Raw genomic sequence first — 25,373 nt, forward strand, 5'->3', positions numbered from 1 at the left:
TCGTCTGCTCTGATCGGATGCGTGAACCTGTACTTCCGACTGCTGCTCCTGCGCCTGCGGACCCGCACCGGTCCGCGACTGTCGCTCTGGGACGAGGCGCGGACCCCGTTCCGGGTGACCCTCACCGACCTCGATCCGCTGCGGCACGTGAACAACGGCAAGTACCTGTCGATGCTCGACCTCGGGCGGCTCGACCTGATGATCCGGTCGGGGTTCTGGGGCTCGCTGACCGACCGCGGGTGGTACCCGGTCGTCGCGGCGCAGACGATCACCTACAAGCGGTCGCTGACGCTCGGGCAGCGGTTCGAGCTGGTGACGCGGGTGCTCGGCGTGGACGAGCGGTCGGTGTACCTCGAGCAGACGTTCGTCCGGCGGCGGAAGGTCATCGCGCGTGCCGTCGTGCAGGGGCGGTTCCTCCGGAAGACGGGCGGGACGGTGTCCCCGTCGGAGCTCCTCGACGCCGTGGGTGGGGCGCCGTCCGACCTCGCGCTGCCCGAGTGGGTGCACGAGTGGGCCGGTGCCGTCCGGATCAGCAGCGCCGCGGCGTGACGGGAGCGCGGGCGGGGAGCGCGTAGAAAGGGTGGGTGACCGAGGGACGCAGCACGACCACACGCAGCACGACCACACGCAGGGGGCTCATCGCCGGGGGGGTCGGGCTCGGGCTCGCGGGGGTCCTGGCCGCATGCACCGGGCCGTCGCCGTCGCCGACCCGCACGCGGACACCGAGTCCCACCCCGACACCGTCGTCACCAACGGGCCCGGACTCGTGGGACGCGCTGGCCGCCGCGGTCTCCGGCACGCTGCTGCGCTCCGGCTCGACGGGGTGGGACGGCGCACGCGTGCTCGAGAACCCCCGGTACGACGACGCCGACCCGCAGGGCATCCTCCGCGTCGCGAACAGCGACGACGTGGTCGCCGGGCTCGCGTTCGCGAGGAACACGCACACCCCGGTGGCGCTCCGGGCCGGCGGCCACTCGTACACGGGGTGGTCGGCCGGCGGTGCATCCGGGACCGACGTCCCGCGGTCGCTGGTGATCAGCACGCAGGCGCTGGACGGGATCGACGTCTCGGGCGACTCCGTGACGATCGGCCCCGGCGCACAGCTCGGCGACGTGTACGCGGCGCTGGCGGAGGCCGGCCGTGCGATCGGCGCGGGATCCTGCCCGACGGTGGGCATCGGGGGGCTGACGCTCGGCGGCGGTGTCGGCGTCCTCGTGCGGTCCTTCGGGCTGACGTGCGACCAGCTCACCGGAGCCACGGTCGTCACCGCCGACGGAGCCGTGCACGAGGTCTCGGCCACGCGCGAACCGGACCTGTTCTGGGCCTGCCGCGGTGGGGGCGGTGGAACCGTCGGCGTCGTGACGTCGATGACGTTCCGGACGCAGGCCGCGCCTCCCGTCCTGCTCTTCAGCATCGTGTTCCCCTGGTCGGCCGCCCGGGACGTCGTGCGCGCCTGGCAGGACTGGGCGCCGAAGGCGGACCCGAAGCTCTGGTCGACGCTGAAGCTGCTCGCCGGATCCCGGCACAGCGCGCCCACCGTGACGGTCACCGGCACCTGGACCGGCGAAAAGTCGGGCGCGGACGCCAGCGTCGACGGTTTCATCACGGCGACCGGAGTGACGCCGACCACACACACGGCGACCGAGCTGACCTACGGACAGGCCATGGCGCAGCTCGGCGGGAAGGCGCAGCGGGTGTCGCAGGCGGCGACCTCGTCGATCGGGACCGCCGCGTTGACGGACGCACAGATCGACGTGCTCGTGCAGCAGGCGGCGGGTGCGGGGCAGGTGTCCGGCGTGCTCGAGGGCGGGGTCGCGCTCGATGCCCTCGGCGGGGTCGTGGCCGATGTCGGGCGGACGGACAGTGCGTTCCCGTGGCGGTCGGCGCTCTGCACGGTGCAGTACACCGCGGTGTTCCGGAACGGTGCCGACCCGGCGCCGTTCGACCAGTACGTGCGCGGGTTCCGGAAGGCGATGACGCCGGCATGGGGCGACGGGGCGTACGCGAACTACTGCGACGCGGCGATCACGGACCCGGCGGCGTACTTCGACGTGAACACCTCGCGCCTGCACCGGATCGCCGAGCAGGCGGACCCCGACGGCCTCTTCGCCCAGCCGCACTGGGTGTGACGCTGGGGCGGCGGCGCGGTGCCGTCCGCGCCTGCACAACCGAAAGCAGCTCGAACCACCGACTTGCGTGGTGCGAGCTGCTTTCGGTTGTGCGGACGCGAAGCGCGCCGGGCGGGCCCCGCCGGCGCGCCCGCGCGCCTCAGCGGCGGAAGTAGGCGTTCGAGGCGGGGAGGAACATCAGGATCGTCGCGATGATCACGGCGATGAGGCCGATCGTGCCGACGATGCTGAACGCGCTCACGACTCCGAGGACCTGCAGGATCGCCAGGACCAGCAGCACGATGCGGGCCCAGTTCCGGCCGTCGCGCATGCGGAACACGATGAAGAGCTCGACCAGGGCGATGACGATCGCGATGACCGCGCCGATCACGAGGGCGGTGCCGCTGGCAGCCCCCTGCACCTGCGAACCGGAGGAAGCGAAGCCCACGATGCCGCCGATGATCCCGATCAGGACCGTCACCAGCCAGAGGACGAACGAGATGGTGACCGTGGTCGGCCGACCCGAGGCAGAAGAGCTGCTCATGATGTGTTCCCTTTCGTGGCCGACGTCGGCCGTGGCGACCGGGCGGTCGCTCGGATCAGAAGGTAGTCGCGCGCATCATTCACGTCCGGACCATCCGATCGACGCGTCCTACGATGTGCCGCATGGAGATCGAGCCGTTCGTCGTCGTGGACGCCGCAGCCTGGCGCGCGTGGCTCGACGCGAACGAGGACTCCTCCGACGGGGTCTGGCTCGTGCTCGCGAAGAAGGGCACGACGGAGCCGACGTCCGTGACCTACGCCCAGGCGCTCGACGAAGCGCTCTGCTCCGGGTGGATCGACGGTCAGAAGCGCAGCCTCGACGCCGCGACGTTCCTGCAGCGGTTCACGCCGCGCCGGAAGGCCTCGCTGTGGTCCGAGCGCAACATCGGGCTCGTCGCGACGCTCATCGCCGACGGGCGGATGCGAGACCGGGGGCAGGCGGAGATCGACCGAGCGAAGGCGGACGGGCGTTGGGACCGCGCGTACGCCGGAGCCGCCTCGATCACGGTGCCCGAGGACCTGCTGGCAGCGCTCGACGCCGCCCCGGCCGCAGCCGCGCTGTTCGCGGAACTCGACGCGACGAACCGGTACGCGGTGCTGCACCGGATCACGACCGCCCCGAGCGCGACCGCGCGGACGAACCGGTTGACGAAGCTCGTCGAGATGCTGGAGCGCGGCGAGACGCCGTACCCGCGCCGGGTAGGGGGACAGGGCCGCTGAGGACGGAGCAGCCAGACGGGGTAGACCGGACACATGACGACAGGTCCTGACACCACCACCCGTCCCGCCGACGCCTCCGGCACGTTCCGCATCGGCGGCGACCTCGAGGTGAACCGCCTCGGGTACGGCACCATGCAGCTCACCGGCCCCGGGGTCTGGGGGCCCCCGAAGGACCACGACGAAGCCGTCCGCGTCCTGCAGCGCGCCGTCGAGCTCGGCGTGAACTTCTTCGACACCGCCGACAGCTACGGCCCCTACGTCGCCGAGGAGCTGCTCCACGAAGCGCTCCACCCATACGGCGACGACATCGTGATCGCGACGAAGGCCGGCCTCACCCGCACGGGCCCGAACGAGTGGCCGCCCGTCGGTCGACCGGAGTACCTGCGGCAGGAGGCCGAGATGAGCCTGCGCCGGCTGGGGCTCGAGCGCATCGACCTGTTCCAGCTGCACCGCATCGACCCGAAGGTCCCGCTCGAAGACCAGGTCGGTGAGCTCAAGAAGCTCCAGGACGAGGGCAAGATCCGGCACATCGGCCTGTCCGAGGTCCAGGTGGACGAGGTGAAGGCCGCGCAGGAGATCGCCACGATCGTCTCGGTGCAGAACCTCTACAACCTGCAGAAGCGCGACGCCGAGGAGCTCCTCGACTGGTCCACCGAGCAGGGCATCGGCTTCATCCCGTGGTTCCCGCTCGCCACCGGCGGCCTGACCGGTGACGACTCCCCACTGACCGACCTCGCGAAGCGCAAGGACGCCACCCCGGCGCAGATCGCCCTCGCCTGGCTGCTCAAGCGATCGCCGGTCGTGCTGCCGATCCCCGGCACCTCGAGCGTCGCGCACCTCGAGGACAACCTCGCGGGCGCGACGATCGAGCTGACCGACGACGAGTTCGAGGAGCTCTCCGCGCTCGGCAACTGACGCGCGAACGGGACGCGCGGGCCGCTCAGCCCGCGATGGCCGCCATCGCCTGTGCGGTCGCCTCGCCGAGGTCCTCGGCGGGGCGGCTCAGCAGTCCCTTGACCATCCGGGTGTCGTCGTCGGCGAGGACCTCGAACGCGCCCACGACCGCGCCGTCGTACGCCTGCGCGACGACGCTCGCCGGGCTCACCTTCGGCACGTCGAACCGTGCCCCCATCGCGGTGTCGATCATGCCGACGAGGACCCCGGTCACGGTCGTGCCCTGCGCCGCCAACTCGGTCCGGAGCCCGTTCGTCGCGGACCAGGCGGCCGCCTTGGACGCGGCGTACACCGTCGGGATCGGCGTCCACGCGGCGAGGGACAGCACGTTCAGCACGGCGCCGCCGCCGTTCCGGGCGAGCACGGGGGCGAACGCGCCGGAGACCTTGATCGTCCCGAACACGTTCGTCTCAAAGACGGACCGGAGCACGTCGTCGTCCGCGCTCGCGATCGAGCCGTCGGAGGCGGGGGCGATGGCGGCGTTGTTCACGAGCAGATCGACGTCGGGAGCGGCCATCGCCGCCGCTGCGATCGACCCCGCGTCGGTCAGGTCGAGGGTCAGCGGCACGATCCGGTCGTCGTCCCACTGCCGCGGGGAGCGGGCGGTCGCGTACACCTTGGCGGCACCGCGTTCCAGGGCCTGGCGCACGAACTCCTCGCCGAGCCCGCCGTTCGCTCCGGTCACGAGCACGATCCGGTCGTCGAGTCGCTCAGTCATGGTCACTCCTGTAGGTTGAGGGTGGAACGGGGATTGTCCCCGGATCAGTATGTGGGGAGTCCCCCCACTTCTGTCAACCGAGCCCCACTTCTGTCAACCGAGACGGACCAGATCGGAGACGCCGTGGACCAGACGACCACGAAGCCCATGCGCGCCGACGCACGACGCAACCGTGACGCGATCATCACCGCGGCTCGACAGGTGTTCGAGCAGGGCGGCACCCTCGCGCCGATCGACGGCATCGCGACCGCGGCCGGCGTCGGGAACGCGACCCTGTACCGCAACTTCCCGACACGGGAAGACCTCCTCGCGGCCGTGATGGCGGAGAGCTTCCACGCCGCACTCCGCGACTCCCGCGACCTCGAGGAGCTGCCCGCCGACGAGGCCCTCGCCGAGTGGATGTTCCGCGTGACCTGGCAGCTCCGGATCTGGCAGAACCTGCCGACCTGCATCGCGGGCGCGATCGGTGACGACGACTCGCCCGTCAGCAGCGTCTGCGCCGGCCTGACCGAGCGGACGGGGGAGTTCCTCGAGCGGGCCCGGTCGGACGGATCGGCGACCGACGCGGCGAGCGCCGAGGACGTCTTCGAGCTGCTGACGACGCTCTCGTGGGGAGTGGACCGGTTCGGCGACGACCAGGACCGAGCCAGGGCTCGGGTCCGGCTCGGCACCGCCGGCCTGTTCAGCGGCGCAGCGCGACCGGCGCAGCGCTGAAGGCTGCGCGCTCAGCGGCGCCGGAACAGGTCGGCGAGCGCCCACGGCCCCGGAGCCAGGCGCACCGCCATCTCGTCGCGCACCCGGGCTTCGCGCTCGCGGTCCCGCGTGAGCTCCGTGATCTCGGCGTTCACCGTCCACCACATCGCGACGCGCTCGCGCAACGAGGGCCGTCCGGCCGCGGGGGTCGTCGTCTCGATCGTGCTGGTGTCGTCGTGCATGCCTCCACGGTAGGAGCGGAACGCGCGGTGAAGGAGGCTCCACCAGTACACGGCCCAGCGGGACTACCGTCGTGACCATGCAGCGACGCACCCTGGCCAGCACCGGCCGTGAGACCTCCGTGATCGGCCTCGGCACCTGGCAGTTCGGCGGCGACTGGGGTCCGGTGGAGGACGCCGACGCCTTCGCGGTGATGGACGCCTCGTTCGAGTCCGGCGTGACCCTCTTCGACACCGCCGACGTCTACGGCGACGGTCGCAGCGAGGAGCTCATCGGGCGATGGCTCCGCGCCAACGCCGACTCCGGCGTCACGGTCACGACGAAGATGGGCCGCCGTGCGGAGCAGGTCCCGTCGAACTACAATGCGGCGAACTTCCGCGAATGGGTCGACCACTCACGCACGAACCTGCAGCAGGACACGCTGGATCTGGTCCAGCTGCACTGCCCGCCGACCCCCGTGTTCGACGACGACGCCGTCTACGACGCGCTCGACGCGCTCGTCGCCGATCAGTCGATCGCCGCGTACGGCGTCAGCGTCGAGACCGCCGACCAGGCGCTCACCGCGATCGAGCGGCCCGGCGTCGCGAGCGTCCAGATCATCCTCAACGCGTTCCGTTTGAAGCCGCTGGACGCGGTCCTGCCGGCCGCACGGGAGGCAGGGGTCGCCGTGCTCGCGCGCGTCCCGTTGGCATCGGGGTTGCTCTCCGGCAAGTACACCACCGACACCGAGTTCGCCCCGGAGGACCACCGCACCTACAACCGCCACGGCGAGGCGTTCGACCAGGGCGAGACCTTCAGCGGCGTACCGTTCGAGGACGGGGTCCGGGCGGCGCAGGAGTTCGCCGCCGCACTGCCCGACGGCGTCTCCGTCCCGCAGGCGGCGCTCGCCTGGATCGTCGCGCAGGACGGCGTCACGGCCGCGATCCCCGGCGCGCGGAACGCCGAGCAGGCCCGCTCCAACGCCGCCGCAGGCTCGCTCGACCCGGTCCCGGGACTCGACACGACCGTGCACGAGCTCTACGACCGGTGGTTCCGCGCGACGGTGCACGAACGCTGGTGACCGCAGCGGGCGATCCGAGCACCGCGGGAGCAGGTACCGACAGGACCCGTCGCCCCGTCGAGCACCGGCCTACCGTTGCCCGCATGGACAACATCACCCTCAACAACGGCGTCCAGCTCCCCCCGATCGGCTTCGGCGTCTTCCAGAGCTCCCCGGAGGACACGGTCGACGCGGTGCGGACCGCGCTCGAGGTCGGCTACCGCCACATCGACACCGCCGCCGCGTACGGCAACGAACGACAGGTCGGCGAGGGCATCCGCGCCTCGGGCGTCGACCGCGACGACATCGTGGTCGAGACCAAGATCTGGGTCTCCGACTACGGGTACGACGAGACCCTGCACGCGTTCGACAAGGCGACGCGCAAGCTCGGCTTCGACACGGTCGACGTGCTGATCCTGCACCAGCCCGCACCGGACCGCTTCGACAAGACCGTCGCCGCGTACCGGGCGATCGAGCAGCTGTACGCCGCCGGCCGGGTCCGGGCGATCGGGGTGAGCAACTTCATGCCGCACCACCTCCGCTCGCTCCTCAACCAGACCGACGTCATCCCCGCGCTCAACCAGGTCGAGCTGCACCCGTACTTCACGCAACCGGACGTGCAGCGGGCCGACGCCGAGCACGGGATCCTCGACCAGGCGTGGTCCCCGATCGGCGGCATCACGTTCTACCCGGGCTTCGGCGACGAGCGGGTCAGCGTGCTCGACGACCCGACGATCCGTGCGATCGGCGAGGCGCACGCCAAGACCGCTGCGCAGGTCATGCTCCGCTGGCACCTGCAGCAGGGGCGGAACGCGATCCCGAAGTCGACGAACCCCGGACGGATCGCGGAGAACTTCGACGTCTTCGACTTCGCGCTGTCCGACGATGAGCTCGCGTCCCTCGACGCCCTCGACACGGGGAAGCGCAACGGCCCGGACCCCGACGGCACGGACACGTCGCGCTTCGAGCGCGTCATCCCTGAGGACTGATGATCAGCGGACTGACGATCAGCGGACTGACGATCAGCGCGCGGTGATCACCTTGGACGAGCCCGCGATCACCGCGGCGTCTTCGCCGAGGGCGACGAGCGGGTCCCGGAGGCCCGTCGTGGTCCCGATCGCCTTGCGCAGGAAGTAGCCGGCGAAGCTGCCGATGAGCGCACCGACCGCGCCGAGGACCGCACCCTCGACGCGGCGGTCGCGCTTGCCGGTCGTGGCGATCGCCGCACCGACGAGGGCGCCCGACCCGGCACGCCCGATGAGCCCGGCTGCCGCGATGCGACTCGGGGTCTTCGGCAGCTTGTCCCCGACGAGCTCCCCGACGGCACCGGCGACGAGCAGCCCGCGACCGAGCTGCGTGCGGAACATCGGCCAGTCCTGCCACGCACCGGTGAGCTCCTTGCGGTCCCGGTTCAGCGCCAGCAGGGCCAGGGGCGTCGCGCTCCGACCGCCGCTCAGGATGCCGAGCAGCAGTGCTCGCGTGCCGGTGTGCTTGGTGTTCTTCGCCATCGTCTCTCGCCTTCTCGTGTCCGTCCGACGCTACGCGCGCGGGCTGACGACGCCCCCTGGGGACCGGCGACGGCGACGCTTGCGGCCGAGCGTCCACTGGCGGGACTCCGCCCCGGACAGCGCGAACAGGATCGCGATGTCGAGCGCGAACCCCGCAAGACCGCTCTGCATCGTCAGCGATTCGGTCCCGCCGATCCAGGCCGTGGCGACCGTGACGATCCCGATCGTCGACAGTGTCATCGCCGTGAACCGGGCGAACGGTCGACCGAGCCAGACACGCAGGGTCAGCACCCACCAGAACAGCGACACGATGCCGAAGACCACGGCGAGCACGACGCGGACCCCGGGTGTCGCGAGCGAGGCCGTGTCCGCCGTCGACCCCAGCAACCCCGCGATGTCGACCCCGGTGACGATGGCGAGCACGAGCGCGGCGGCCGCGAGGGGCCGGATCGCCATGAGCAGCACGCCCGCGACGACCTCGCCCGGGCGGACACGGCCCAGCCGACGCGAGGTCTCCTGGCGTGCCGGTTCGTCGGCGACGACGGCTCCGAGATCCGCGACGGGGAGGTCCCCGTCGGTCTGGATCGCGTCACCGCCGCCGTTCCGGGAGTGGTAGCCGGCGGAGAACGCCTCGATGACGTCGACCCGCGCAGCAGGACCGAGCGACCCGATGACGTGGTCGCGTTCGGCGTCGATGTCCTGCGCGACACGGTGCGTGACCTGCCACGTGAACACGCTGAAACCGACCCCGCTGTCGAACGTCGCCGCCGCGAGCCACTCCACCCGGCGCCCACCGGGGAGCAGCCAGTCGTCCGGCGTCCGCCAGAACCGCACGTGGTGCCGCTTGCCAGGGCTGTTGCCGACCTCCTGCTGGTAGCAGAACGCCTGCCGTCCACCGAAGAGGTACAGGTTCGACACGGGGGCGTTCGGGTAGCTCCGCCTGGTCAGCGTCGCGACGACGATGCGCAGGTTCGCCCGGAAGCCGAGGTCGTCCGCGAGCACCCACCCGGCGTCCCGCATCACCGTGTGGATCTGCTCCTCCGATCCCATCAGCGCGATGTTCACCGGGTCGCCGAGGATGCCCTCGCGGGTCCGGGTCCTGCCGATGAAGTAGTCGGGCAGGTACACCGCGGCGAGCGCCGTGTGCAGCCGGGGGAGCACCAGGTAGGCGATGACCAGGTAGACGAGCACGACGAACCAGCTCTGGCTCCACCCGCGGGCGAAGGCCTGGGTCGCGAGGACGACCGCCAGCAGAGCCGCAGCGACGATGGCGAGCCACGCGAAGGCGCCGTCGATCCGCCGGACGACCGACGGGATCGGGGAGCGCATGTCCTGGAACCTAGTCCGGCAGCGCGGATCGGTGGCGCCCATCGGGCGGACGGGAGGCTCGTGGCGGGCCCGCCACGAGCCTCCCGTCCGGTGGTCAGATCCCGAACTGCGCGTAGAACGCGGCCGGATCTGCCGCCAGCGACGCCTTCACCAGTGCGCTCCACTCGTCGACGACGACCTCGGCCGCGTCCCGCTGGACGCCGTCCAGGGACGCGATCGCGACCTCCATCGGATCGATCATCTCGCCCTCGTACCCGGCCATGATGTCGGTGTCGGCGGCGCCGAGGTGGAGCCCCTGCACCGTGACGCCACGCGGCACGAGTTCGAGCCGCACGGCGTTCGTCATGTTCCACTCCGCTGCCTTGGCGGACGCGTACCCACCGCTGCCTGGATGCGCGAACCAGGACAGGGCGGACAGCACGTTGACGATCGTGCCACCGCCGTTCCGCTCGATGACGGGCGCGAATGCCCGGACCATCGACAGGTTCCCCCAGAAGTGCGTGTCCATCTCGCGCCGCACGGTCTCGAGGTCGTCGGTCAGCAGCGAGGACTGCGTCGCGATCCCGGCGTTGTTGATCAGCAGCGTGACGTCCCCGGCGCGCTCGGCCGCGGCGGTGACGGACGCCTGGTCGGTGATGTCGAGTGGGAGCACCTCGACGCCCTCGATGTCCACGAGCTCGGGGCGGCGCGCGGTCGCGTAGACCTTGGCTGCACCACGCTCCAGGAGCTGCGTGACGAAGCGGCGACCGATGCCGCGGTTCGACCCGGTGACGAGTGCGACCGATCCGGCGATGTCCATGGTGTTCCTTCCGTCGACCGGGCACCTCCCGGACCGACGGAGGTACGCTAAGACCTCACATCCATGTCAGGTGCAAGTCGCGGAGGACACATGCGCATCGGGGACCTCGCAGCGAAGGCCGGCGTCAGCGTCCGGTCGCTCCGGTACTACGAGGAGCGGGGGCTGCTCGCGGCGACCAGGACGGCATCCGGCCAGCGGACGTACGACGCCGAGGCGGTCGACCGTGTCCGGCTCGTCCAGCAGCTCTACGCCGCCGGGCTCGCCAGCCGGACCATCGCGCAGCTCATGCCGTGCGTCGACGCCGGAGTCGCCACCGTCGAGAGCGCCGCGCTGCTCGTCCACGAGCGGGACCGGATCACGGCGCAGATCGCGGAGCTCGAGGCCGCGCGCGACCGCCTCGACGAGGTCATCCACATCAGCGAGCACCCGACCCCCGAGCACTGCCCTGCGCTCCGCACCGACACCGCACGGAGCGCCGCCTGATGCGCGTCGCGTGGCGCGTCCTCCGGTGGCTCGGATCCACCGCCGTCGCGGTGCTGCAGGTGCTGGCCGGTGTCATGGACTCCCTCGGGTCGGGCGGCGCGACCGGTCCGCGCGTCCCACCGACCACGACGCGGGCACACGGCCGTCGGGACGAGTACCGCCCCTGATCGCGCTCGACGTCACCGACGGGAGACGACCACCCGCCGGTCACCGGCGCACCAGCGCAGCACGAAGCCAGAGGCCACCGCGCCGAGGGTGTCAGCAGCGAGATCGCCGATCGTGTCGTCGTAGCCGACGTAGATCGTCGCGTCGAGGTACGTGTGCCCCGCCCACTCGAACATCTCCCACAGCCCGCCGATCGCGAGACCGATCGTCCCGCAGACGACGACGGCGGTGGCGAGGTGCATCGACCTGGCGTCCGGCAGCACCCCGAGGTCCGCGGCGACGATCGCCACCAGGGCGCTCAACGCACCGATGAGCAGCAGGTGCACGATCTTGTCCCACCCGAACACCGTCGTGTACCAGTCGAGGACACTGCTCCACCCGGCGACCACCGACAGCACGCAGAGCGCGATGTCGAACCCCGGCCGGAACCCGAGGATCCGCGGGAGCACCACCCCGAGCAGGGACAGCCCCATCACGGCGAAGGAGATCGCGCCCCAGCCGATCGCCGCCACGGGGACGCTGACGAGCGCGAGCACGCGGAGGCCGTCCGCGACGAACTCCCACCCACGGGGGCGGCGGAGGAACGTGGACCCGGCGGACTGCACGAGCGGACGGCTCATCGGGGCTCCCATCGCAGGACGGCGTGCACGGGCAGGTGGTCGGACGGCCAGATCCCGGCCGGTCGCCGAACCGAGATCGCCACACGGTCCACGGCGACACCGACCGACGGGGTTCCCCTGACCAGGACGCGGTCGATCCGGGCGCGACCAGAACGAGGCGTGCGGTACCGGGCGTACGTGCCGACGGGCACCTGGCGTCCGGCGGGGTCCGCCAGCACCCACGTGTCGTCCAGCCCTGCCGCCGCGAGTACCCCCGCCGACGCCGAGCGCTCGCCGGCGTTCCAGTCCGCCAGCACCACGGCCGGCAGCCCCGTCTCGCGGACGACCCGACCGATCAGCTCCGCGGACCGGATCTGCGCCGGCCGGGAGAACGGGTCGACGTGCGTCGCGACACCGGCGAAGCGCACACCCGTGGCCAGGTCGTCGAACTCGCAGACGACCGCGATCCGCGGGAACGGGGCACCCCACGCCCTGGCACCGACCCGCGACGGGTCCGGTCCGAGCGCGATCGTCCGCTCCGACACCACGCGCAACCGCTCGGTGTCCACGAAGAAGCCGACGCCCTCGCCACCACCGCCCGGTCCGCGCCCGGTGACCACGGGGTGCCAGCGCGACCCGAGGGCGGCGCCGAGGTGCTGCACCTGGGTGGGCACTGCCTCCTGGACGGCCAGGAGGTGCGGTGTCTCGGACCGGACCAGCGTGGCGACGGCCGGTGCCCGCCGGACCCACGCGTCCGGGTGCCCGGACCGCAGGTGCGGGACCGGACGGCGCACGTTGAACGTCATGCAGTGCAGGCCGGGCGGCGCGACGGGCCCGACCACCGGAGCATCCGCGGTCACGGTCGGCGCACCACGGGGACGGCCCGCGTCCCGGCGAGCACGCGGCGCATGATCCGGCCGGGAGCGAACGCGCGCATCCCCGACGTCCACATCGTCCTGCCCGCCTTGCGGGTGCGGACCACCAGCCCCACCGCGTCACGGACGGGCGTGCCCGACACCGACGCGACCAGCGACGGGTCGAAGACGGTCCGCCAGGCGGGGTCGAACTGGATCGACAGGTCCACGTCGTCGTGGATCTGCGGGTCGAAGCGGTGCACACGGTGACGGACCGCGAGCCACGCGGTCCGTCGCATCACCATGTTCGAGCCGAACAGCGGCGGACGCGCCAGCGCCCCGGTCATGAGCAGGAAGTACGCGCGCATGTAGGCGACGTCCCAGAACACCGCGGCGACCGGCCCCAGCCCGCGGAATCGTCCCGGTCCGGTGACCGCGGTGACGAAGGGGTCGTCGAACCGGCGGGCGGCGCGCTCGACCCAGTCCGGCGGGAGCACCGAGTCCGAGTCGACCCGTGCGATCAGGGTCGAGGTCGCGGCGTCGTACCCGTGGCTCGCCGCCGCCCCGATGCCGCGGACCGGTTCGTGCAGCACGGTCGCGCCCGCCGCTGCAGCCACCGCCACGCTGCGGTCGCTGCTGCCGTTGTCGACGACGATCACCTCGGTCGGCAGGACCGTCTGTGCCGCGAGCGACGCCAGGCAGTGCGCCAGCTGGTCGGCGTCGTCGAGCACCGGGATGACGACGGAGACGGAACGCATCGATCCAGACAACCAAGGTGGTGCTGAGCGGACGGGAGGCTCCGGTCGCGTCCGCCGTGTACCCGGCGGCGCGATCATGGCTAGGTTCGGGGCCATGGCAGCAGAGCAGCTCACCGTCACGACCGCAGACGGCACTGCGATCGCGGTGTCGCGCCGCATCGGGGGCGACGAGTCCGTCGTGTTCCTCCACGCCGGTGTCGCCGACCGCCGGTCCTGGTCAACCGTGTTCGATGCGCTCGAGGACACGGACCTCGACCTCGTCGCGTACGACCGTCGCGGGTACGGGGAGACGCCGGCCGCCGCTGATCCGACCGGGTTCTCGCACCTCGACGACCTCGTGACCGTGCTCGACGCCCTGGAGCTCGAGCAGGTGTTCCTCGTCGGGAACTCGATGGGCGGCGCGCTCGCGCTCGACGCCGCGCTGACGGTCCCGTCCCGGATCGCCGGGGTCCTGCTCATCGGTGCCGGCGTCTCCGAGATGACCGACGAGGACACCCCGTTCGACTGGGTGCTCGACCCCGCGACCGCACCGCTGCTCGAGGTCGCGGAGTCGTCGGACGCCTCGGTCGACGACCGCATCGCCGCGCTCGCGCACCTGTGGCTCGACGGGCCGGCGGCGCCTGGTGGACGCGTCGGTGGTGCTGCTCGGATGCTGTTCGAGGACATGAACCGGCGGATCCTCGAGGTCGCCGCACCGGACTCAGCGGGGTCGACCGGGGTTGAGGCGTGGACGCGGCTCGGCGAGATCCGGCTGCCGGTGCTGTCGACGTGGGGCGACCTCGACATCCCCGCCGACCTGCCGTTCTACGAGGAGACCGCGCGGCGCATCGGGCAGGAGCCGGGCCGGGTGCTGCCGGGGGTGGCGCACCTGCCGGGGCTCGAGCAGCCCGGGCTCGTGGCCGACCTGGTGCGCGAGGTGGTCGCCGCGTGAGGGCTGCGGATGCTGGTCCGGGCGGGTCGCTCGACCCGCGGGCCCTCGCACTCGCGGAGCAGCTGGCGGAGGAGGCCGTCGCCGAGCCGTTCCGGCCGCTGCCACGGTGGGTGCAGAACTGCTCCGTCGCCGTGTCCGTCCTCGCGACGCTGCTCGCGCTGGTGTTCCGCGTCGTCGGGGGCGACCCTGCATGGATCTTCCAGCTCGTCTGCTTCGTGGGGTGCATCGTCGTGTTCGTCGCCGGCTGGATCGTCGGCGTCCGTCGGGGCTGGTTCCGGGCGTGGTCGTCACCGGTCGCGAAGCCGCTCGGACGCCGGACGACTCGCCGGGTGGGCTGGGCGGCAGTAGGGCGCGCGGCCGTGCCCGACGGCCTGGACCTCGTCGTGCTCGGCACGGCGAGGCAGACGGTTCGCCTCGCGCAGTGGCAGACGTTCGCGTTCCCGGGGTTCGTCCTCCTGGAGGCGGGGAACGCGGTGGTCTCGGACGGCGTCTTCGGTCCGTGGACCTGGGGCTTCGTCGTGCTCGCGGCGCTCATGACGGGCCTGCTCGTGTGGACCGTGCAGCAGGAACGAGCGGCCGACGCGGTGTTCCGCGCCGGCCGCGTCGATCAGCGGGTCGAGCGGGTTCAGCCGACGTAGTCGTACGTGCTGACCCAGTCGACGAAGAGGTGCCCTGATGCACCCCAGTTGCCGACCTGGAACATGTAGCGGTGCGGCTTCGTCGGCACGTCGTCCGTGATCTTCTGGAGCACCTTGCCGTCGAGCAGGTACGTGACCGACTTGCCCGGGATCCACTCCACGGAGTACGTGTGCCATTTCCGCCAGTCGACGCCCGTACCGATGGTGGCCCGGTTCGCTTCCTGGCCGGGCGTCATCGAGTGGTGGTACCCGGTCGGCGATGCGTCGAAGTTGCCCTCGGGGTAGTCGATCTCCCCGTCCGCCCAGGTGTTCGACGTCGGCCACAGCATGAAGGCCGCGCCGTTCCCGTCGCCACCGCTGGCCTTCGCCTTCACGGTGAACTTGCCACCGACGTGCGACCATGCGCCGTCCGGGGTGCCGAACGTGCCGGCGGCACCGTTCGACCCGTCGAGCTTCACGTCCATCAGCCCGTCGTGCGCGCTGATCTGCGAGCCGGACGAGTAGATCCCTGCGTCCGGGTACGGCTGCCACGAGCCGTCGTACGTCTTCGCGAATTCCCCGTTCGCGGAGGCGTCGGTGCTGAAGTCCTCGACGAACGACTGCTTGAAGTCACCGATGTCACCACGGGGTGCGGTGACCCCGGCGACGGCGACCGACCCTGATCCGAGCGGCACCGCGATGAGTGCTGCGCTGAGGACCGTTGCGGCGAGTGCCGCTCTCTTCGTGCGTTGCTGCATGAGCTGTCACTCCCTGTTCATGACTCGCGACGCCGTCACCCCTGTCGGCGCCGGGACCGCCGGATCTCGGCGGGCCGCAGCGAGGGTAACCGCTCTTGGCGCCGATTCCGCGGACTTGACATCGACGGATCACCCCCGTATGGGGGTCAGTTGATGATCTCGCCGCGGGGCTCCGACCGGAGCGCGGCGAGCCGCTCGCGCCACCCTCGGAGGGCCTCCGGCGTCAGGCGGGTCCAGTCGTGCACCTCACGCACGATCCGGACCGGCGACGTGCTCCGGTACGACCGGGTCGGGTTGCCGGGGAACTTCTTGTCCGTGACGTTGGGGTCGTTCTCGTAGTCGCCCGTCGGCTCCACCTCGTACACACGCGGCGCGGCATCACCGGCGGCGAGTTCGGCTGCCAAGCCGGCGCCGTCGGGGAGCGCGGTGAAGTAGACGTGGTTCATCACGATCTCGGGACGGTAGTTCGAGCGGAACCCCGCCGTCAGCAGGTCCCCGACCTGCAGGTCGGCCTTCGTCCCGTGGAAGAACGGCCCGTCGTCCAGCGCTCCGGTCACGACGGTCAGCGTACGACCTCCGTCGCGGTCGCGTCGTCTCAGTCCTGTCAGGACGGCGTGATGAAGTCCCGTCCAGCCGTAGGGGATCCGTCAGGGTCCGGATCGCCCCCGCCGTCCGGGACGATCGTTGCCGACGTGACACTGACAGCGATCATGCCGACGCTCCGAGCGTCGCTTCCCGATCCATTCGACGCATCCCGGTGGCCCGCGCGCACGACACCGACCATCGGCGACGTGGTGATCTCCGCCGTGTCTATGGTCCGGCTCGCCGAGACCGTCGGCACCCCCTGCGTGCACACCGCCGAACAGGCTGCGCCGCGGTTCCGGCCGCCGGCGTGGACACCGCGCGAGGTCAGCGTGGCGGTCGCGTCCGTCACCCGGGTGCGACGACCGCGAACCGGCATCGTGCTCCTCGAACTCGACGCCGTCCTGCCCGCGTGCGCCGTGCTCGACGAGGTCCGCCTGATCGGGCGGGTCACGACGGCGCCGACGGCGGAGACGTACGTCGTGACCCCGTGCGACGGCGCCGCCGATGGCCCGTTCCACCGGCTCCCGGCACCGGTCCCGACCGACGTGCACGAGGGCGACCTGCTCTGCTTCCCATGCCTGGCGGCGTTGCGGCACCGGGACGTGGTCGAGCCCGTCCGGGCCGCGCTCGGCGCCGAGATCCGATGAGCGCGATCACCCGGGACCGCACGACGGCGGGGATCCACCTCTGGGGTCGGTACTCCGTCCACCCCGCCAGCCGGTCCATGTGGAGCTCGCGGACGCTCGTCGTGTTCCCGCCGGGGACGAGCACGCGCGAGCGGGCACTCCTCCGCGCATGGCACGGCTGGACGGTCCTCGGCGCGCTCCTCGCGGTCGGCATCATGGCCGCGACGAACCCGACTCCGGCCGTCGGGATGGTCGCCGCGCTCGCCACCTACGCGTGCGGGTTCCTCGTCCTCGGCCGGGCCACCCGCACGCTCCGGCCCCGCGTCCGGTCGATCACGGTGACCACCTTCTACGGCAACGGCCGCCCCGAGGTGCACGGCGACGCCCGGCTGCTCGACCGATCACTCGACGCCCTGGCCGTGCTGGAACGCACGCTCCGCGCACAGCAGGTCCGGCCGGTCGACTTCGAGATGGTCTGGGCCGACGTCTGGAACACCCTCCCGCCGAGGACGCACCGACCGTGACACGCGGTCGGGCCGTCAGCGCTCGACGTTCTCCAAGTCCTCGAGCAGGCTCTCGTGCGTCGGCTCCCACCCGAGTGTCCGCCGGGTGTACTCGCTCGACGACGGCTGGTCCATCGCGAAGATCGGGGCGAACGGCCCGAACGCATCGTCCGCGACCCGCTCCACCGGCAGCCCGAGCCGCCGTCCGATGACGTCGGCGATGTCGCGGACCCGATCGGCCTCGTCCGCGACGGCGTGCCACGCGGTACCAGCCGGGGCACGCTCCAGCGCGATCCGGAACAGCACCGCTGCGTCACGCGCATGCACGGCCGGCCACCGCTGCTCGCCGTCGCCCGGGTACCCGGCGACCCCGCTCTGGCGAGCGGTCTCGGTGAGGATGCCGGCGAACCCGCCCGTTCCGTCCGCGTGCACGGTCCTGGGGAGACGGATCGCGGAGACCCGCACGCCGCGCGAGGCCAGGTCGAGCGCGGCGAGCACCGATCGGGCACGGCCGGCGACCGGACCCTCGAGCGGGAGCGGGTCGGACTCGACGGAGGGCCGGCCGGGGACCCAGGCCGTGCCAGACACGACGACGAACGGCCGGTCGGACCCGACGAGCTCCTCACCGAGGGCGGCCATCGCTGCAGACTCCTCGGCGATGCCCGCGGCGAGCGACTCGGGCGAGCTGAAGTCGTTCGAGAAGGCCAGGCTCACGACACCGTCCGCGTCACGGGCACCGGCTCGGAGGACGTCGAGGTCGGACAGCCCGCCACGGACGGGCTCCGCGCCGGCCGCGGTGAGCGCTGCGGCCGGTCGGTCGGAACGGGCGAGGGCGGCGACGGTGTGCCCGGCCGCGATGAGTTCGGCGACGACGGCCGTGCCGATCGTGCCGGTTCCGCCGGTGATGAAGACGCGCATGGGATGCTCCTGAAGTGATGGGACAGTTGTCTCATCACCGTACACCCGCGACGGGACGATTGTCCCGTCAGTATGATCGTCCCATGGCGCGATGGGAACCCGGTGCTCGGGAACGACTGGTCCTGGCCGCGGTCGACCTGTTCTCCGAGCTGGGCTACGACGAGACGACGGTCACGCAGATCGCCGAGCGCGCCGGTGTGACGAAGAGCACGTTCTTCCGGCACTTCCCCGACAAGCGCGAACTCCTGGTCGCCGGGCAGGAGACGCTGAGCCGGCTGCTCGCGTCGGGCATCGCCGAAGCCCCCGCCGACGCGACGCCGCTCGACGCCGTGGCTGCCGGGCTCCAGCGGGCATCGGACGAGATGGGCCCGATGAACCGCGAACTCGGACCGCGACTCAAGGCCGCCGTCGCCGCGAGCGCCGAACTCCAGGAACGGGATGCCCTGAAGAGCGTCGGGATGGCGGCCGCGATGACCGAGGCGCTCGTCGCGCGCGGTGTCGGCACAGCGCCCGCTCGCCTCGCCAGCGAGATGGGGGTGCTCGCGTTCAAGCAGGGGTTCGATCGCTGGTCCGGCGGGGACCGCTCGGACGACGACCGCCTCGACCACCACACCCTGACCGCCCTGTCGGAGCTCCGGGAAGCGGCCGCAACCCTCGGCTAGCCTGCAGGCCATGGGCATCGCGTTCGAGAACATCGGCATCGCCGTCCGTGACCTCGAGGCCACGATGGCGTTCTTCACCGACCTGGGCCTCACCGAGGTCGGTCGGGACGAGATCAGTGGCGCCTGGGCCGACACCGCCGTGGGGCTCGACGGAAACCACGCGAAGATCGCGATGCTCGAGACCCCGGACGGACACGGCCACATCGAGCTGTTCGAGTACGTCCACCCCGACGCGATCGAGACCGAGCCGACCCTGCCGAACGAGATCGGCATGCACCGCGTCGCGTTCCAGGTGGACGACCTCCACGAGTCGCTGGCCATCGCCGCGCGCCACGGCTGCACACCGCTTCGCGGCGTCGCGAACCACCAGGACGTGTACCTGCTCACGTACCTGCGCGGGCCGAGCGGGATCATCGTGATGCTCGCGCAGGATCTCCGCAAGGGCTGACCGCGGCTGGCCACCGGACGGGAGGCACGGGTCGGCCCGGCACCGAGCCTCCAGTCCGGCGCTGGGCGAGTACACGGATCAGGCCTTGTCGTGCAGCGTGATCTGGTAGCCGTCGGGGTCGGCGAACGTGAACGTGCGGCCGAACGGGCCGTCGATCGGCGCCGAGACGATGGTGTGTCCGTCGGCGACGAGGGCGTCGTGGATCTCCTGGACCCCGGTGGCGTGCAGCCAGATCGCGGCGCCGATGCCGGGCTGCGGGGTGCCGGCGATGTCCGTACCCGGGATGACGTCGCGGAGCGCGAACGCGATCGGCGTCGTCTCGAAGACGACGGCGTGCGGCGGGCCGGCCTGCGAGCGGACCAGGCCGAGGTACTGCTCGTAGAACGCCTGGGATGCGGCGAGGTCGGTCGCCTGGAGGTTGATGAAGTCGGGGCCGGTGACGGGCATGTGGTGCTCCTTCATGGTGTGTCAGTCTTCTGACACGTACCAACCTATGTCAGACTACTGACATGAGTCAAGACCCGGTCGGCATCGACCTCGAGACCTCGCTCGGGTACCTGCTGAAAGAGGCGGCGAGTGCTCTGCGCGCCGCGATGGAGTCGGTGCTGCGCCCGCTCGGGCTGACGGTCACGCAGTACTCGTGCCTGGAACTGCTCGCGCAGCGACCCGGTCTGTCGAACTCCGACCTCGCACGGGGAGCGTTCGTCACCCGGCAGTCGATGAACGTGCTGCTGCAGGCGTTCGAGCGCGACGGCCTGGTGACCCGCCCAGCGGCACCCCCGGTGGGGAAGGCGCTCCCGACACAGCTCACCCCATCCGGTCGGGACCTGCTCGAGCACGCGAGCGCCGCCGTGCGGTCGGTCGAGGACCGGATGCTCACCGGGATGTCGACGGACGACCGGGCGGTCGCGTTCCGGAGCCTGCGGAGCATGATCCGCTCACTGCGGGACGACGAGCAGCCAGGCGGGTGACGCTCGCGGGGACGGACGTTCGGATTCTCCGATGACGAATCCGTTTCCCGAAACGCGGGTGCGCGGAACCGGATTCGTCAGGAGCGCACGCGGATGTCCTTCGGTCGGGCCGCTACGCCGAAGGGTCGGACCGGCGGTGCCGCCGGAGGGCGAACAGGCCAGCGGATGCCCCGATCGCGGGGATCGCGATGGACAGGAACGCTCCGAGCGCGATCACGATCGACCGTTGCGTCCGCGCGGAATCCTCGCCGGGCAGCTGTGCGATCACCACGAGCATCCACGTCGGGAGCGCGACGGCGACGGTCCAGAGGACGACCACGGCGCAGGTCAGCACCACCACCCACGGCGAGCGCCTGGGTTTGGGTCGTTCATCGAGCATTGGCCGAGTCAACCAGCTCGCGCACCGGACACGTACGGTGGGGAGCGTGGATCTCCAGCGACGGACACCCGGCTCACTCGTCGTCGTGTCGGGCGGGAGCCTCGCGGGGAAGTCGACCCTCGCCCGCGCACTCGTCGAACGGCTCGGTCACGACTGGGTGTTGGTCGAAGCGGACACCGCCGCGCCGACCCTCGGTTCCTCGGACGACTTCGACCCACCACGGTTCGCGCGCACGCTCCACCTGGCCGCGTTCACGTGGCTCGACGCAGGGTACGACGTGGTCCTCGACGGCGCCCTGCCCTTCCCCGAGACGGGGCACTTCTGGGAGTGTCTCGAACTCTGCCTCGAGCGGGGAGCGTTCTTCGTCGGCGTTCGGACCGACCCAGACGGCCTCCCGACCCGCGCCGCGGCACGACCCGGGTCGGACCTGGGGTGGGCGAGGTCGGGGGCCGCAGCGGCGAACGACAACGTCCCGCTGGACATCGAGATCGACACGAGCGCGGAGCCGACGGAGGCGAGCGTCGAGCGCATCGCCGGGCGGCTGCTGCTCAGTCGCCGGAGTTGATCAGGCCCAGGTAGCGGCCGAAGCGGGGCTTCGGCTCGTCACGCAGCGCACGCTGGGCTGGCCAGCAGTCGCGGTCGTCGAGGGTGGTGTTCGTCCGGTCGAGTTCGTGGCTCATCGGTTGCTCCTTCGCATGGGGTGACGAGTACGACACCGGGGAGCGACGCGGCATTCCCGACGCGGGGCGCGCCGTGCGTGATGGTGATCCGGGATGCTGGCAAGCGGGCCGACCCCGATGGCCGGTTCCGGCCGTGGAGTCGCCAGGATCGGACGGGAGGCACGGGTCGGGCCCGCACCGAGCCTCCCGTCCGGCGGGTGGCGACTACCGGATCGGCGCGATCATGCTGAGGACGTCGCGGACCAAGCGCCGCGGGCGCTCCTCGTCGACCGGCAGGGCGAAGGCGACGCGGTAGTACAGCGGCGCGATCACGTGGTCGAGGACCTGCTCGGCTGTCGGGACGGCCTCGTCCCGGTCGTCGGCGCGGCGGATGAGCGCCGATGCCTGCTCGAGACGGGTGTCGGTCACCTCGCAGTGCGCGACGACGTCCTGACGGGCGGCCACCATCGCCCGGAGGTACCGAGCGCGCTCCGGCCGGGTGATGTCGCGCGTGACGATCAGCGCCCACTCGGTCAGGTCGCCTGCGAGGGTGCCCGTGTCCGGGAGCTCGTCGCCGTCGCGGGTGAGGGCCGCGACCGCGACCTCCTCGAGGAGTTCGTCGACGTCACCCCACCGTCGGTAGAGCGTCGTCGGGTTGACGCCCGCTCGCTCGGCGATGACGGGGAACGTGATGCGCTCGGCGCCCTCGCCCACGAGCGCGCCGACGGCCGAGTAGACGGCGGAGAGCACGCGGCTGCTCCGCCCGCCTGGCCTGGTCGTCGACGTCGCGGACATGGTCTAACTATCGCAAAGTTCTTTGCTTTCCGGAACCGTGCGGGCTACTCTCCCAAAAGCAAAGTTCATTGCTTTTGATGGAGGACTCCATGGTGTTCCCTCGCCCGGTCGCGTTCCTGGTCGCCGGGGCCACCGGTGCTGCGACCCTGACGGCCGCCTCAGCTCCGTCGCCGCTCTACCCCGTGTACCAGCGGCTCTTCGGGTTCTCGGCGTTCACGCTGACGGTGGTCTTCGCCGTCTACGTCGGAGCACTCCTCGTGGCCCTGCTCACGGTGGGGTCGCTCTCCGACCGGATCGGACGTCGACCCGTGGCGTCCGGGGCGATGGTGCTGCTCGCGCTCGGCATGCTGCTCTTCGTGGTCGCCGGCGGGACCGGCGGGCTCGTCGTCGCCCGGGTCGTGCAGGGGTTCGCGGTGGGCGCGGCGACCGGCACGGTCACGGCGATGATCCTCGACGCCGCCAAGGACCCGCGGCGAGGGTCGATCGTCAGCAGCGCCGTCCCGTCGCTCGGCATCACGATCGGCGCGGTCCTGGCAGGAGCACTCGTCGAGTTCGCGCCGTTCCCGCGCCAGCTCGTGTTCTGGGTCCTCGCGGCCGCGTACCTGCTCCTCGCCGTGCTCGTGTGGTGGGTCCCGGAGCGCAGCCGACCGGCGGCGACCGATCAGGGACCGCTCTGGCGCGCACTCCTGCCGAGCGCGGCGCTGCCGTCCGTCGTCCGTCCGGCGTTCCTCGCGCTCGTCCCGTCGATCGTCGCGACCTGGGCGCTGTCCGGCCTGTCGTTGTCACTCGGGTCGTCGGTCATCGGCACGCTGCTCGGGGTGCACAATCACTTCGTCGTGGGGCTGGTGCTCGGGGCGTTCTTCGTCGCGGGGACGATCGGCGGCGCGGTCTCGACGGTCCTGCCGCCGTCGACCCGGCAGTGGTTCGGGTACGGGACGCTCGCCGGCGGCGTGGTGGTCATGCTCGTGGCGGTCATGGCGACAGCCCTGCCGATCTACGTCGTGGGGTCCGCGATCGCCGGGCTGGGCTTCGGCAGCACGTTCCAGTACGCCGTCACGACGCTCGGCGCGGCTGCTCCCCAGGACCAGCGCGGCCAGGTGTTCGCGACGATGTACATCGTCAGCTACGCGGCGTTCAGCGTGCCGGCGCTCGCGGCCGGCCTCGCCACCGCGGCGGTCGGGCTCGAGCCCACCGTGCTCGCGTACGGGGCGTTCGTCGTCGTCCTGGTCCTGGTCGCGGTCATCGCCGGGCCGCGAACGAGTCGATCGCCCGCTGCGCGATGAGCATCTCGGTCGGCCCGCCGTGCCCCTCGTCCTCCACGACCTCCAGGCGGCTTCCCGGCCACGCCCGGTGCAGTTCCCACGGGGTGACCACAGGACCGCTGACGTCCCGACGACCGTGGATGAGGACACCGGGGATGCCCGCGAGTTCACCCGCGCGCGACAGGATCTCGTCCGGGCCGAGGAAGCAGTCGTTCGCCCAGTAGTGCGTGACGAGGGTCGCGAAGTCCTGCCGGTGGCGCGCGTCCGGGTGCAAAGGGCCCACAGGCGATCCGAGGTCGAACGAGATGTGCGTCGCTTCCCACTCGTCCCACCGTTCGGCAGCAGCGACACGCACCGCGGGGTCCGGGTCGCGGAGCAGCCCGGCGTAGTGCTCGACCACGCGAACGCCGTCCGGGACACCGGCGGCGAACGCCGACCACGCCTCCGGGAACAGCGCGCCGACGCCCTCGGTGATCCAGTCCAGCTCCCGACGGGCGCCGGTCGTGACCGCCACGAGCACGATCTCGGTGACGCGGTCCGGGTGCGCGAGGGCGTACGCCAGGGCGAGGGTGCTGCCCCACGAGACGCCGTGCACGAGCCAGGACTCGATGCCGAGCCGTTCCCGAAGCGCCTCGATGTCCGCGATCACCGTCTGCGTCGTGTTCGTGTCGAGCGCGTCGAGACCGTCGATCGCCCACGGGGTGCTCCGCCCACAGCCACGCTGATCGAGTCCGACGATCAGGTGCTGCGCGGGGTCGAACCGCCGACGGTAGCCTCCGGCTCCCAGGCCCGAACCGGGACCGCCGTGCAGGTAGAGGGCCGGACGCCCCGTGGGATTCCCCGAGGTCTCCCAGTGAATCCGGTTGCCGTCCGGGCGCTCGAGGGTCCCCGAGTCGAAGGGTTCCAGTTCCGGGTGCATCCCGGCAGCCTAGGGCGGCCGGGGCGGCACCGTCGTTCGTGGCCCGGCTCACCGCGAGTTCGTCGGTCTCAGGCGAACGGGACCTGGAAGACGCACGTCACGTTCCAGAGCAGGTAGGTGGCGGCGGCCACACCGATCCGACCGGTCACGGCGGCGAGCATGCCGGCGAGCAGGGCGAGCACGGCGGCGGTGACCACGGCGCCCGATGCAGCGGGCGCGATGCCCGCGATCCAGGCGGTGCCCACCTCGAGGACGACGACGACGAGCGCCGGGACGACGACGGTCAGGACACGCAGTCGGCGGGACAGCAGGGCGGCCAGCCGCTGCTGGAACACGCCGTGCACCATCGTGGCGACGAAGAGCGGTCCGAGGACGAAGGCCAGGAGGCCGACCGCCGCGAGCACGGCGAGCTCAGCGCGCGACGGCACGAACGCCAGCACCATCTCGGGTGGATCGCCGAGCAGCACCTGCGACGCCGCCTCGACGACGCGGCAGAGGACGACTGCGGCGAGGGCGGCGACGACCTCGGGGAAGCCGATGCGGAGCCCCCTGAGCGCCGACCGGAACCGTCGACCACGGAGGAGCCAGGCGCCGGCGACGAGCAGCGGGATCCACACGGCGAGGAGCCGCTGCGTCGCCAGGGGGAAGACCGACGGCGTGAACGGCTCGGCGACCGGGTCCGGGGACGCTGCAGTGGCGACGACGGCCACGAGGACGGCGACCACGGGGACGAGGACGTCGGTCAGGTCGCGACGTGCCGACGGCGCTGGGACGTCAGCGGCCTCGGAACCCATGAGCTGAGCGTACGGGAGGGGTCGAGGTTCTCTCAC

The 25,373-nt window shown here is 71.6% G+C and carries 36 protein-coding genes; 18 read left to right on the forward strand and 18 right to left on the reverse strand.

What is annotated here, in order from left to right:
• Window positions 1–21: 21 nt before the first annotated feature.
• Complete coding sequence (locus AAEP80_RS02400; RefSeq protein WP_420365808.1) at window positions 22–549, forward strand: acyl-CoA thioesterase; 528 nt, start codon at window positions 22–24, stop codon at window positions 547–549.
• A 35-nt stretch (window positions 550–584) separates the two neighbouring features.
• Window positions 585–2,129 carry an FAD-binding protein gene (locus AAEP80_RS02405; protein ID WP_420365809.1) on the forward strand — a complete coding sequence of 515 codons (1,545 nt, stop codon included), beginning with the start codon at window positions 585–587 and terminating at the stop codon, window positions 2,127–2,129.
• Window positions 2,130–2,268: 139 nt separating this feature from the next.
• Here AAEP80_RS02405 and AAEP80_RS02410 read toward each other — a convergent pair whose 3' ends face one another.
• Complete coding sequence (locus AAEP80_RS02410) at window positions 2,269–2,652, reverse strand: hypothetical protein (RefSeq protein ID WP_402727412.1); 384 nt, start codon at window positions 2,650–2,652, stop codon at window positions 2,269–2,271.
• 122 nt (window positions 2,653–2,774) lie between these two features.
• Between AAEP80_RS02410 and AAEP80_RS02415 the strand changes: the two genes are divergently transcribed.
• Both AAEP80_RS02415 and AAEP80_RS02420 read left to right on the forward strand, forming a co-directional pair.
• Window positions 2,775–3,371: a YdeI/OmpD-associated family protein gene (locus AAEP80_RS02415; protein WP_420365810.1), complete on the forward strand. Its 597-nt coding sequence runs from the start codon at window positions 2,775–2,777 to the stop codon at window positions 3,369–3,371.
• A gap of 33 nt (window positions 3,372–3,404) precedes the next feature.
• The gene (locus AAEP80_RS02420; protein ID WP_420365811.1) at window positions 3,405–4,286 is read left to right on the forward strand and encodes an aldo/keto reductase; all 882 of its coding nucleotides are present in this window, start codon (window positions 3,405–3,407) and stop codon (window positions 4,284–4,286) included.
• Between the two features lie 25 nt (window positions 4,287–4,311).
• On the opposite strand, the gene AAEP80_RS02425 is transcribed toward AAEP80_RS02420, so the two are convergent.
• Complete coding sequence (locus AAEP80_RS02425) at window positions 4,312–5,043, reverse strand: SDR family oxidoreductase (protein ID WP_420365812.1); 732 nt, start codon at window positions 5,041–5,043, stop codon at window positions 4,312–4,314.
• 123 nt (window positions 5,044–5,166) lie between these two features.
• Here AAEP80_RS02425 and AAEP80_RS02430 point away from each other — a divergent pair, with 123 nt between their 5' ends.
• On the forward strand, window positions 5,167–5,757 hold the full coding sequence (locus AAEP80_RS02430) for a TetR/AcrR family transcriptional regulator (protein WP_420365813.1): 591 nt from the start codon (window positions 5,167–5,169) through the stop codon (window positions 5,755–5,757).
• An 11-nt stretch (window positions 5,758–5,768) separates the two neighbouring features.
• Here the strand turns inward: AAEP80_RS02430 and AAEP80_RS02435 are convergent, their stop codons facing one another.
• The gene (locus tag AAEP80_RS02435; RefSeq protein ID WP_413600555.1) at window positions 5,769–5,978 is read right to left on the reverse strand and encodes a hypothetical protein; all 210 of its coding nucleotides are present in this window, start codon (window positions 5,976–5,978) and stop codon (window positions 5,769–5,771) included.
• Window positions 5,979–6,055: 77 nt separating this feature from the next.
• Here AAEP80_RS02435 and AAEP80_RS02440 point away from each other — a divergent pair, with 77 nt between their 5' ends.
• Both AAEP80_RS02440 and AAEP80_RS02445 read left to right on the forward strand, forming a co-directional pair.
• Window positions 6,056–7,036: an aldo/keto reductase gene (locus AAEP80_RS02440; RefSeq protein ID WP_420365814.1), complete on the forward strand. Its 981-nt coding sequence runs from the start codon at window positions 6,056–6,058 to the stop codon at window positions 7,034–7,036.
• An 83-nt stretch (window positions 7,037–7,119) separates the two neighbouring features.
• The gene (locus AAEP80_RS02445; RefSeq protein WP_420365815.1) at window positions 7,120–8,004 is read left to right on the forward strand and encodes an aldo/keto reductase; all 885 of its coding nucleotides are present in this window, start codon (window positions 7,120–7,122) and stop codon (window positions 8,002–8,004) included.
• Between the two features lie 33 nt (window positions 8,005–8,037).
• Here the strand turns inward: AAEP80_RS02445 and AAEP80_RS02450 are convergent, their stop codons facing one another.
• From AAEP80_RS02450 to AAEP80_RS02460, 3 genes are all read right to left on the reverse strand, one after another.
• Window positions 8,038–8,523 (reverse strand): DUF4126 family protein, encoded by a 486-nt coding sequence (locus AAEP80_RS02450; RefSeq protein ID WP_420365816.1) that lies wholly within the window; start codon window positions 8,521–8,523, stop codon window positions 8,038–8,040.
• Between the two features lie 30 nt (window positions 8,524–8,553).
• Entirely contained in the window at window positions 8,554–9,852 is a 1,299-nt protein-coding gene (locus tag AAEP80_RS02455; protein ID WP_420365817.1) for an LssY C-terminal domain-containing protein, read from the reverse strand.
• Between the two features lie 94 nt (window positions 9,853–9,946).
• Entirely contained in the window at window positions 9,947–10,651 is a 705-nt protein-coding gene (locus tag AAEP80_RS02460; RefSeq protein ID WP_420365818.1) for an SDR family oxidoreductase, read from the reverse strand.
• Window positions 10,652–10,741: 90 nt separating this feature from the next.
• Between AAEP80_RS02460 and AAEP80_RS02465 the strand changes: the two genes are divergently transcribed.
• Window positions 10,742–11,134 (forward strand): MerR family transcriptional regulator, encoded by a 393-nt coding sequence (locus tag AAEP80_RS02465; RefSeq protein WP_420365819.1) that lies wholly within the window; start codon window positions 10,742–10,744, stop codon window positions 11,132–11,134.
• On the forward strand, window positions 11,134–11,301 hold the full coding sequence (locus AAEP80_RS02470; RefSeq protein WP_420365820.1) for a hypothetical protein: 168 nt from the start codon (window positions 11,134–11,136) through the stop codon (window positions 11,299–11,301). The genes AAEP80_RS02465 and AAEP80_RS02470 overlap by 1 nt, the downstream gene beginning before the upstream one ends.
• A 12-nt stretch (window positions 11,302–11,313) precedes the next feature.
• Here the strand turns inward: AAEP80_RS02470 and AAEP80_RS02475 are convergent, their stop codons facing one another.
• Genes AAEP80_RS02475 through AAEP80_RS02485 form a run of 3 tightly spaced genes read right to left on the reverse strand, consistent with a single transcriptional unit; the run spans window position 11,314 to window position 13,510 of the window.
• The gene (locus AAEP80_RS02475) at window positions 11,314–11,919 is read right to left on the reverse strand and encodes a hypothetical protein (protein WP_420365821.1); all 606 of its coding nucleotides are present in this window, start codon (window positions 11,917–11,919) and stop codon (window positions 11,314–11,316) included.
• Window positions 11,916–12,740, reverse strand: a complete 825-nt coding sequence (locus AAEP80_RS02480; RefSeq protein ID WP_420365822.1) for an endonuclease/exonuclease/phosphatase family protein — start codon at window positions 12,738–12,740, stop codon at window positions 11,916–11,918. The genes AAEP80_RS02475 and AAEP80_RS02480 overlap by 4 nt, the downstream gene beginning before the upstream one ends.
• A 14-nt stretch (window positions 12,741–12,754) precedes the next feature.
• Window positions 12,755–13,510: a glycosyltransferase family 2 protein gene (locus AAEP80_RS02485; RefSeq protein WP_420365823.1), complete on the reverse strand. Its 756-nt coding sequence runs from the start codon at window positions 13,508–13,510 to the stop codon at window positions 12,755–12,757.
• Between the two features lie 94 nt (window positions 13,511–13,604).
• On the opposite strand from AAEP80_RS02485, the gene AAEP80_RS02490 reads away from it, so the two are divergent.
• Both AAEP80_RS02490 and AAEP80_RS02495 read left to right on the forward strand, forming a co-directional pair.
• Window positions 13,605–14,441, forward strand: a complete 837-nt coding sequence (locus tag AAEP80_RS02490; RefSeq protein WP_420365824.1) for an alpha/beta fold hydrolase — start codon at window positions 13,605–13,607, stop codon at window positions 14,439–14,441.
• Window positions 14,438–15,079, forward strand: a complete 642-nt coding sequence (locus AAEP80_RS02495) for a hypothetical protein (RefSeq protein WP_420365825.1) — start codon at window positions 14,438–14,440, stop codon at window positions 15,077–15,079. The genes AAEP80_RS02490 and AAEP80_RS02495 overlap by 4 nt, the downstream gene beginning before the upstream one ends.
• On the opposite strand, the gene AAEP80_RS02500 is transcribed toward AAEP80_RS02495, so the two are convergent.
• A complete protein-coding gene (locus AAEP80_RS02500; RefSeq protein WP_420365826.1) occupies window positions 15,067–15,816 on the reverse strand; it encodes a glycoside hydrolase family 16 protein in 750 nt (249 codons plus the stop codon). The genes AAEP80_RS02495 and AAEP80_RS02500 overlap by 13 nt on opposite strands.
• 146 nt (window positions 15,817–15,962) lie before the next feature.
• The gene (arr, locus tag AAEP80_RS02505; protein WP_281266208.1) at window positions 15,963–16,373 is read right to left on the reverse strand and encodes an NAD(+)--rifampin ADP-ribosyltransferase; all 411 of its coding nucleotides are present in this window, start codon (window positions 16,371–16,373) and stop codon (window positions 15,963–15,965) included.
• Window positions 16,374–16,508: 135 nt separating this feature from the next.
• Here arr and AAEP80_RS02510 point away from each other — a divergent pair, with 135 nt between their 5' ends.
• Together AAEP80_RS02510 and AAEP80_RS02515 are read left to right on the forward strand one after the other, a co-directional pair.
• Window positions 16,509–17,048 (forward strand): hypothetical protein, encoded by a 540-nt coding sequence (locus tag AAEP80_RS02510; protein WP_420365827.1) that lies wholly within the window; start codon window positions 16,509–16,511, stop codon window positions 17,046–17,048.
• Window positions 17,045–17,551, forward strand: a complete 507-nt coding sequence (locus tag AAEP80_RS02515; RefSeq protein WP_420365828.1) for a DUF6611 family protein — start codon at window positions 17,045–17,047, stop codon at window positions 17,549–17,551. Before AAEP80_RS02510 ends, AAEP80_RS02515 begins: the two co-directional genes overlap by 4 nt.
• A gap of 15 nt (window positions 17,552–17,566) precedes the next feature.
• On the opposite strand, the gene AAEP80_RS02520 is transcribed toward AAEP80_RS02515, so the two are convergent.
• On the reverse strand, window positions 17,567–18,448 hold the full coding sequence (locus AAEP80_RS02520) for an NAD-dependent epimerase/dehydratase family protein (RefSeq protein ID WP_420365829.1): 882 nt from the start codon (window positions 18,446–18,448) through the stop codon (window positions 17,567–17,569).
• Between the two features lie 83 nt (window positions 18,449–18,531).
• On the opposite strand from AAEP80_RS02520, the gene AAEP80_RS02525 reads away from it, so the two are divergent.
• Together AAEP80_RS02525 and AAEP80_RS02530 are read left to right on the forward strand one after the other, a co-directional pair.
• Window positions 18,532–19,110, forward strand: a complete 579-nt coding sequence (locus tag AAEP80_RS02525; RefSeq protein WP_420365830.1) for a TetR/AcrR family transcriptional regulator — start codon at window positions 18,532–18,534, stop codon at window positions 19,108–19,110.
• 10 nt (window positions 19,111–19,120) lie between these two features.
• The gene (locus AAEP80_RS02530; RefSeq protein ID WP_420365831.1) at window positions 19,121–19,558 is read left to right on the forward strand and encodes a VOC family protein; all 438 of its coding nucleotides are present in this window, start codon (window positions 19,121–19,123) and stop codon (window positions 19,556–19,558) included.
• A gap of 78 nt (window positions 19,559–19,636) precedes the next feature.
• On the opposite strand, the gene AAEP80_RS02535 is transcribed toward AAEP80_RS02530, so the two are convergent.
• Window positions 19,637–20,005 (reverse strand): VOC family protein, encoded by a 369-nt coding sequence (locus tag AAEP80_RS02535; RefSeq protein ID WP_420365832.1) that lies wholly within the window; start codon window positions 20,003–20,005, stop codon window positions 19,637–19,639.
• A gap of 62 nt (window positions 20,006–20,067) precedes the next feature.
• Between AAEP80_RS02535 and AAEP80_RS02540 the strand changes: the two genes are divergently transcribed.
• A complete protein-coding gene (locus AAEP80_RS02540) occupies window positions 20,068–20,529 on the forward strand; it encodes a MarR family winged helix-turn-helix transcriptional regulator (RefSeq protein WP_420365833.1) in 462 nt (153 codons plus the stop codon).
• 112 nt (window positions 20,530–20,641) lie between these two features.
• Here AAEP80_RS02540 and AAEP80_RS02545 read toward each other — a convergent pair whose 3' ends face one another.
• Window positions 20,642–20,908, reverse strand: a complete 267-nt coding sequence (locus tag AAEP80_RS02545) for a hypothetical protein (RefSeq protein WP_420365834.1) — start codon at window positions 20,906–20,908, stop codon at window positions 20,642–20,644.
• Window positions 20,909–20,954: 46 nt separating this feature from the next.
• Between AAEP80_RS02545 and AAEP80_RS02550 the strand changes: the two genes are divergently transcribed.
• Entirely contained in the window at window positions 20,955–21,473 is a 519-nt protein-coding gene (locus tag AAEP80_RS02550) for a phosphotransferase-like protein (protein ID WP_420365835.1), read from the forward strand.
• Here AAEP80_RS02550 and AAEP80_RS02555 read toward each other — a convergent pair.
• Window positions 21,457–21,588, reverse strand: a complete 132-nt coding sequence (locus tag AAEP80_RS02555) for a hypothetical protein (protein ID WP_420365836.1) — start codon at window positions 21,586–21,588, stop codon at window positions 21,457–21,459. The two genes, AAEP80_RS02550 and AAEP80_RS02555, sit on opposite strands and share 17 nt — an antisense overlap.
• Before the next feature lie 204 nt (window positions 21,589–21,792).
• Window positions 21,793–22,362, reverse strand: a complete 570-nt coding sequence (locus AAEP80_RS02560; RefSeq protein WP_420365837.1) for a TetR/AcrR family transcriptional regulator — start codon at window positions 22,360–22,362, stop codon at window positions 21,793–21,795.
• A gap of 77 nt (window positions 22,363–22,439) precedes the next feature.
• Between AAEP80_RS02560 and AAEP80_RS02565 the strand changes: the two genes are divergently transcribed.
• Window positions 22,440–23,645, forward strand: a complete 1,206-nt coding sequence (locus AAEP80_RS02565; RefSeq protein ID WP_420365838.1) for an MFS transporter — start codon at window positions 22,440–22,442, stop codon at window positions 23,643–23,645.
• Here the strand turns inward: AAEP80_RS02565 and pip are convergent.
• The gene (gene pip / locus AAEP80_RS02570; protein WP_420365839.1) at window positions 23,602–24,543 is read right to left on the reverse strand and encodes a prolyl aminopeptidase; all 942 of its coding nucleotides are present in this window, start codon (window positions 24,541–24,543) and stop codon (window positions 23,602–23,604) included. The genes AAEP80_RS02565 and pip overlap by 44 nt on opposite strands.
• Before the next feature lie 68 nt (window positions 24,544–24,611).
• On the reverse strand, window positions 24,612–25,337 hold the full coding sequence (locus AAEP80_RS02575) for a hypothetical protein (protein ID WP_420365840.1): 726 nt from the start codon (window positions 25,335–25,337) through the stop codon (window positions 24,612–24,614).
• Between the last annotated feature and the right edge of the window lie 36 nt (window positions 25,338–25,373).

This window comes from Curtobacterium sp. L3-7, assembly GCF_048756585.1.
Taxonomy (GTDB): domain Bacteria; phylum Actinomycetota; class Actinomycetes; order Actinomycetales; family Microbacteriaceae; genus Curtobacterium.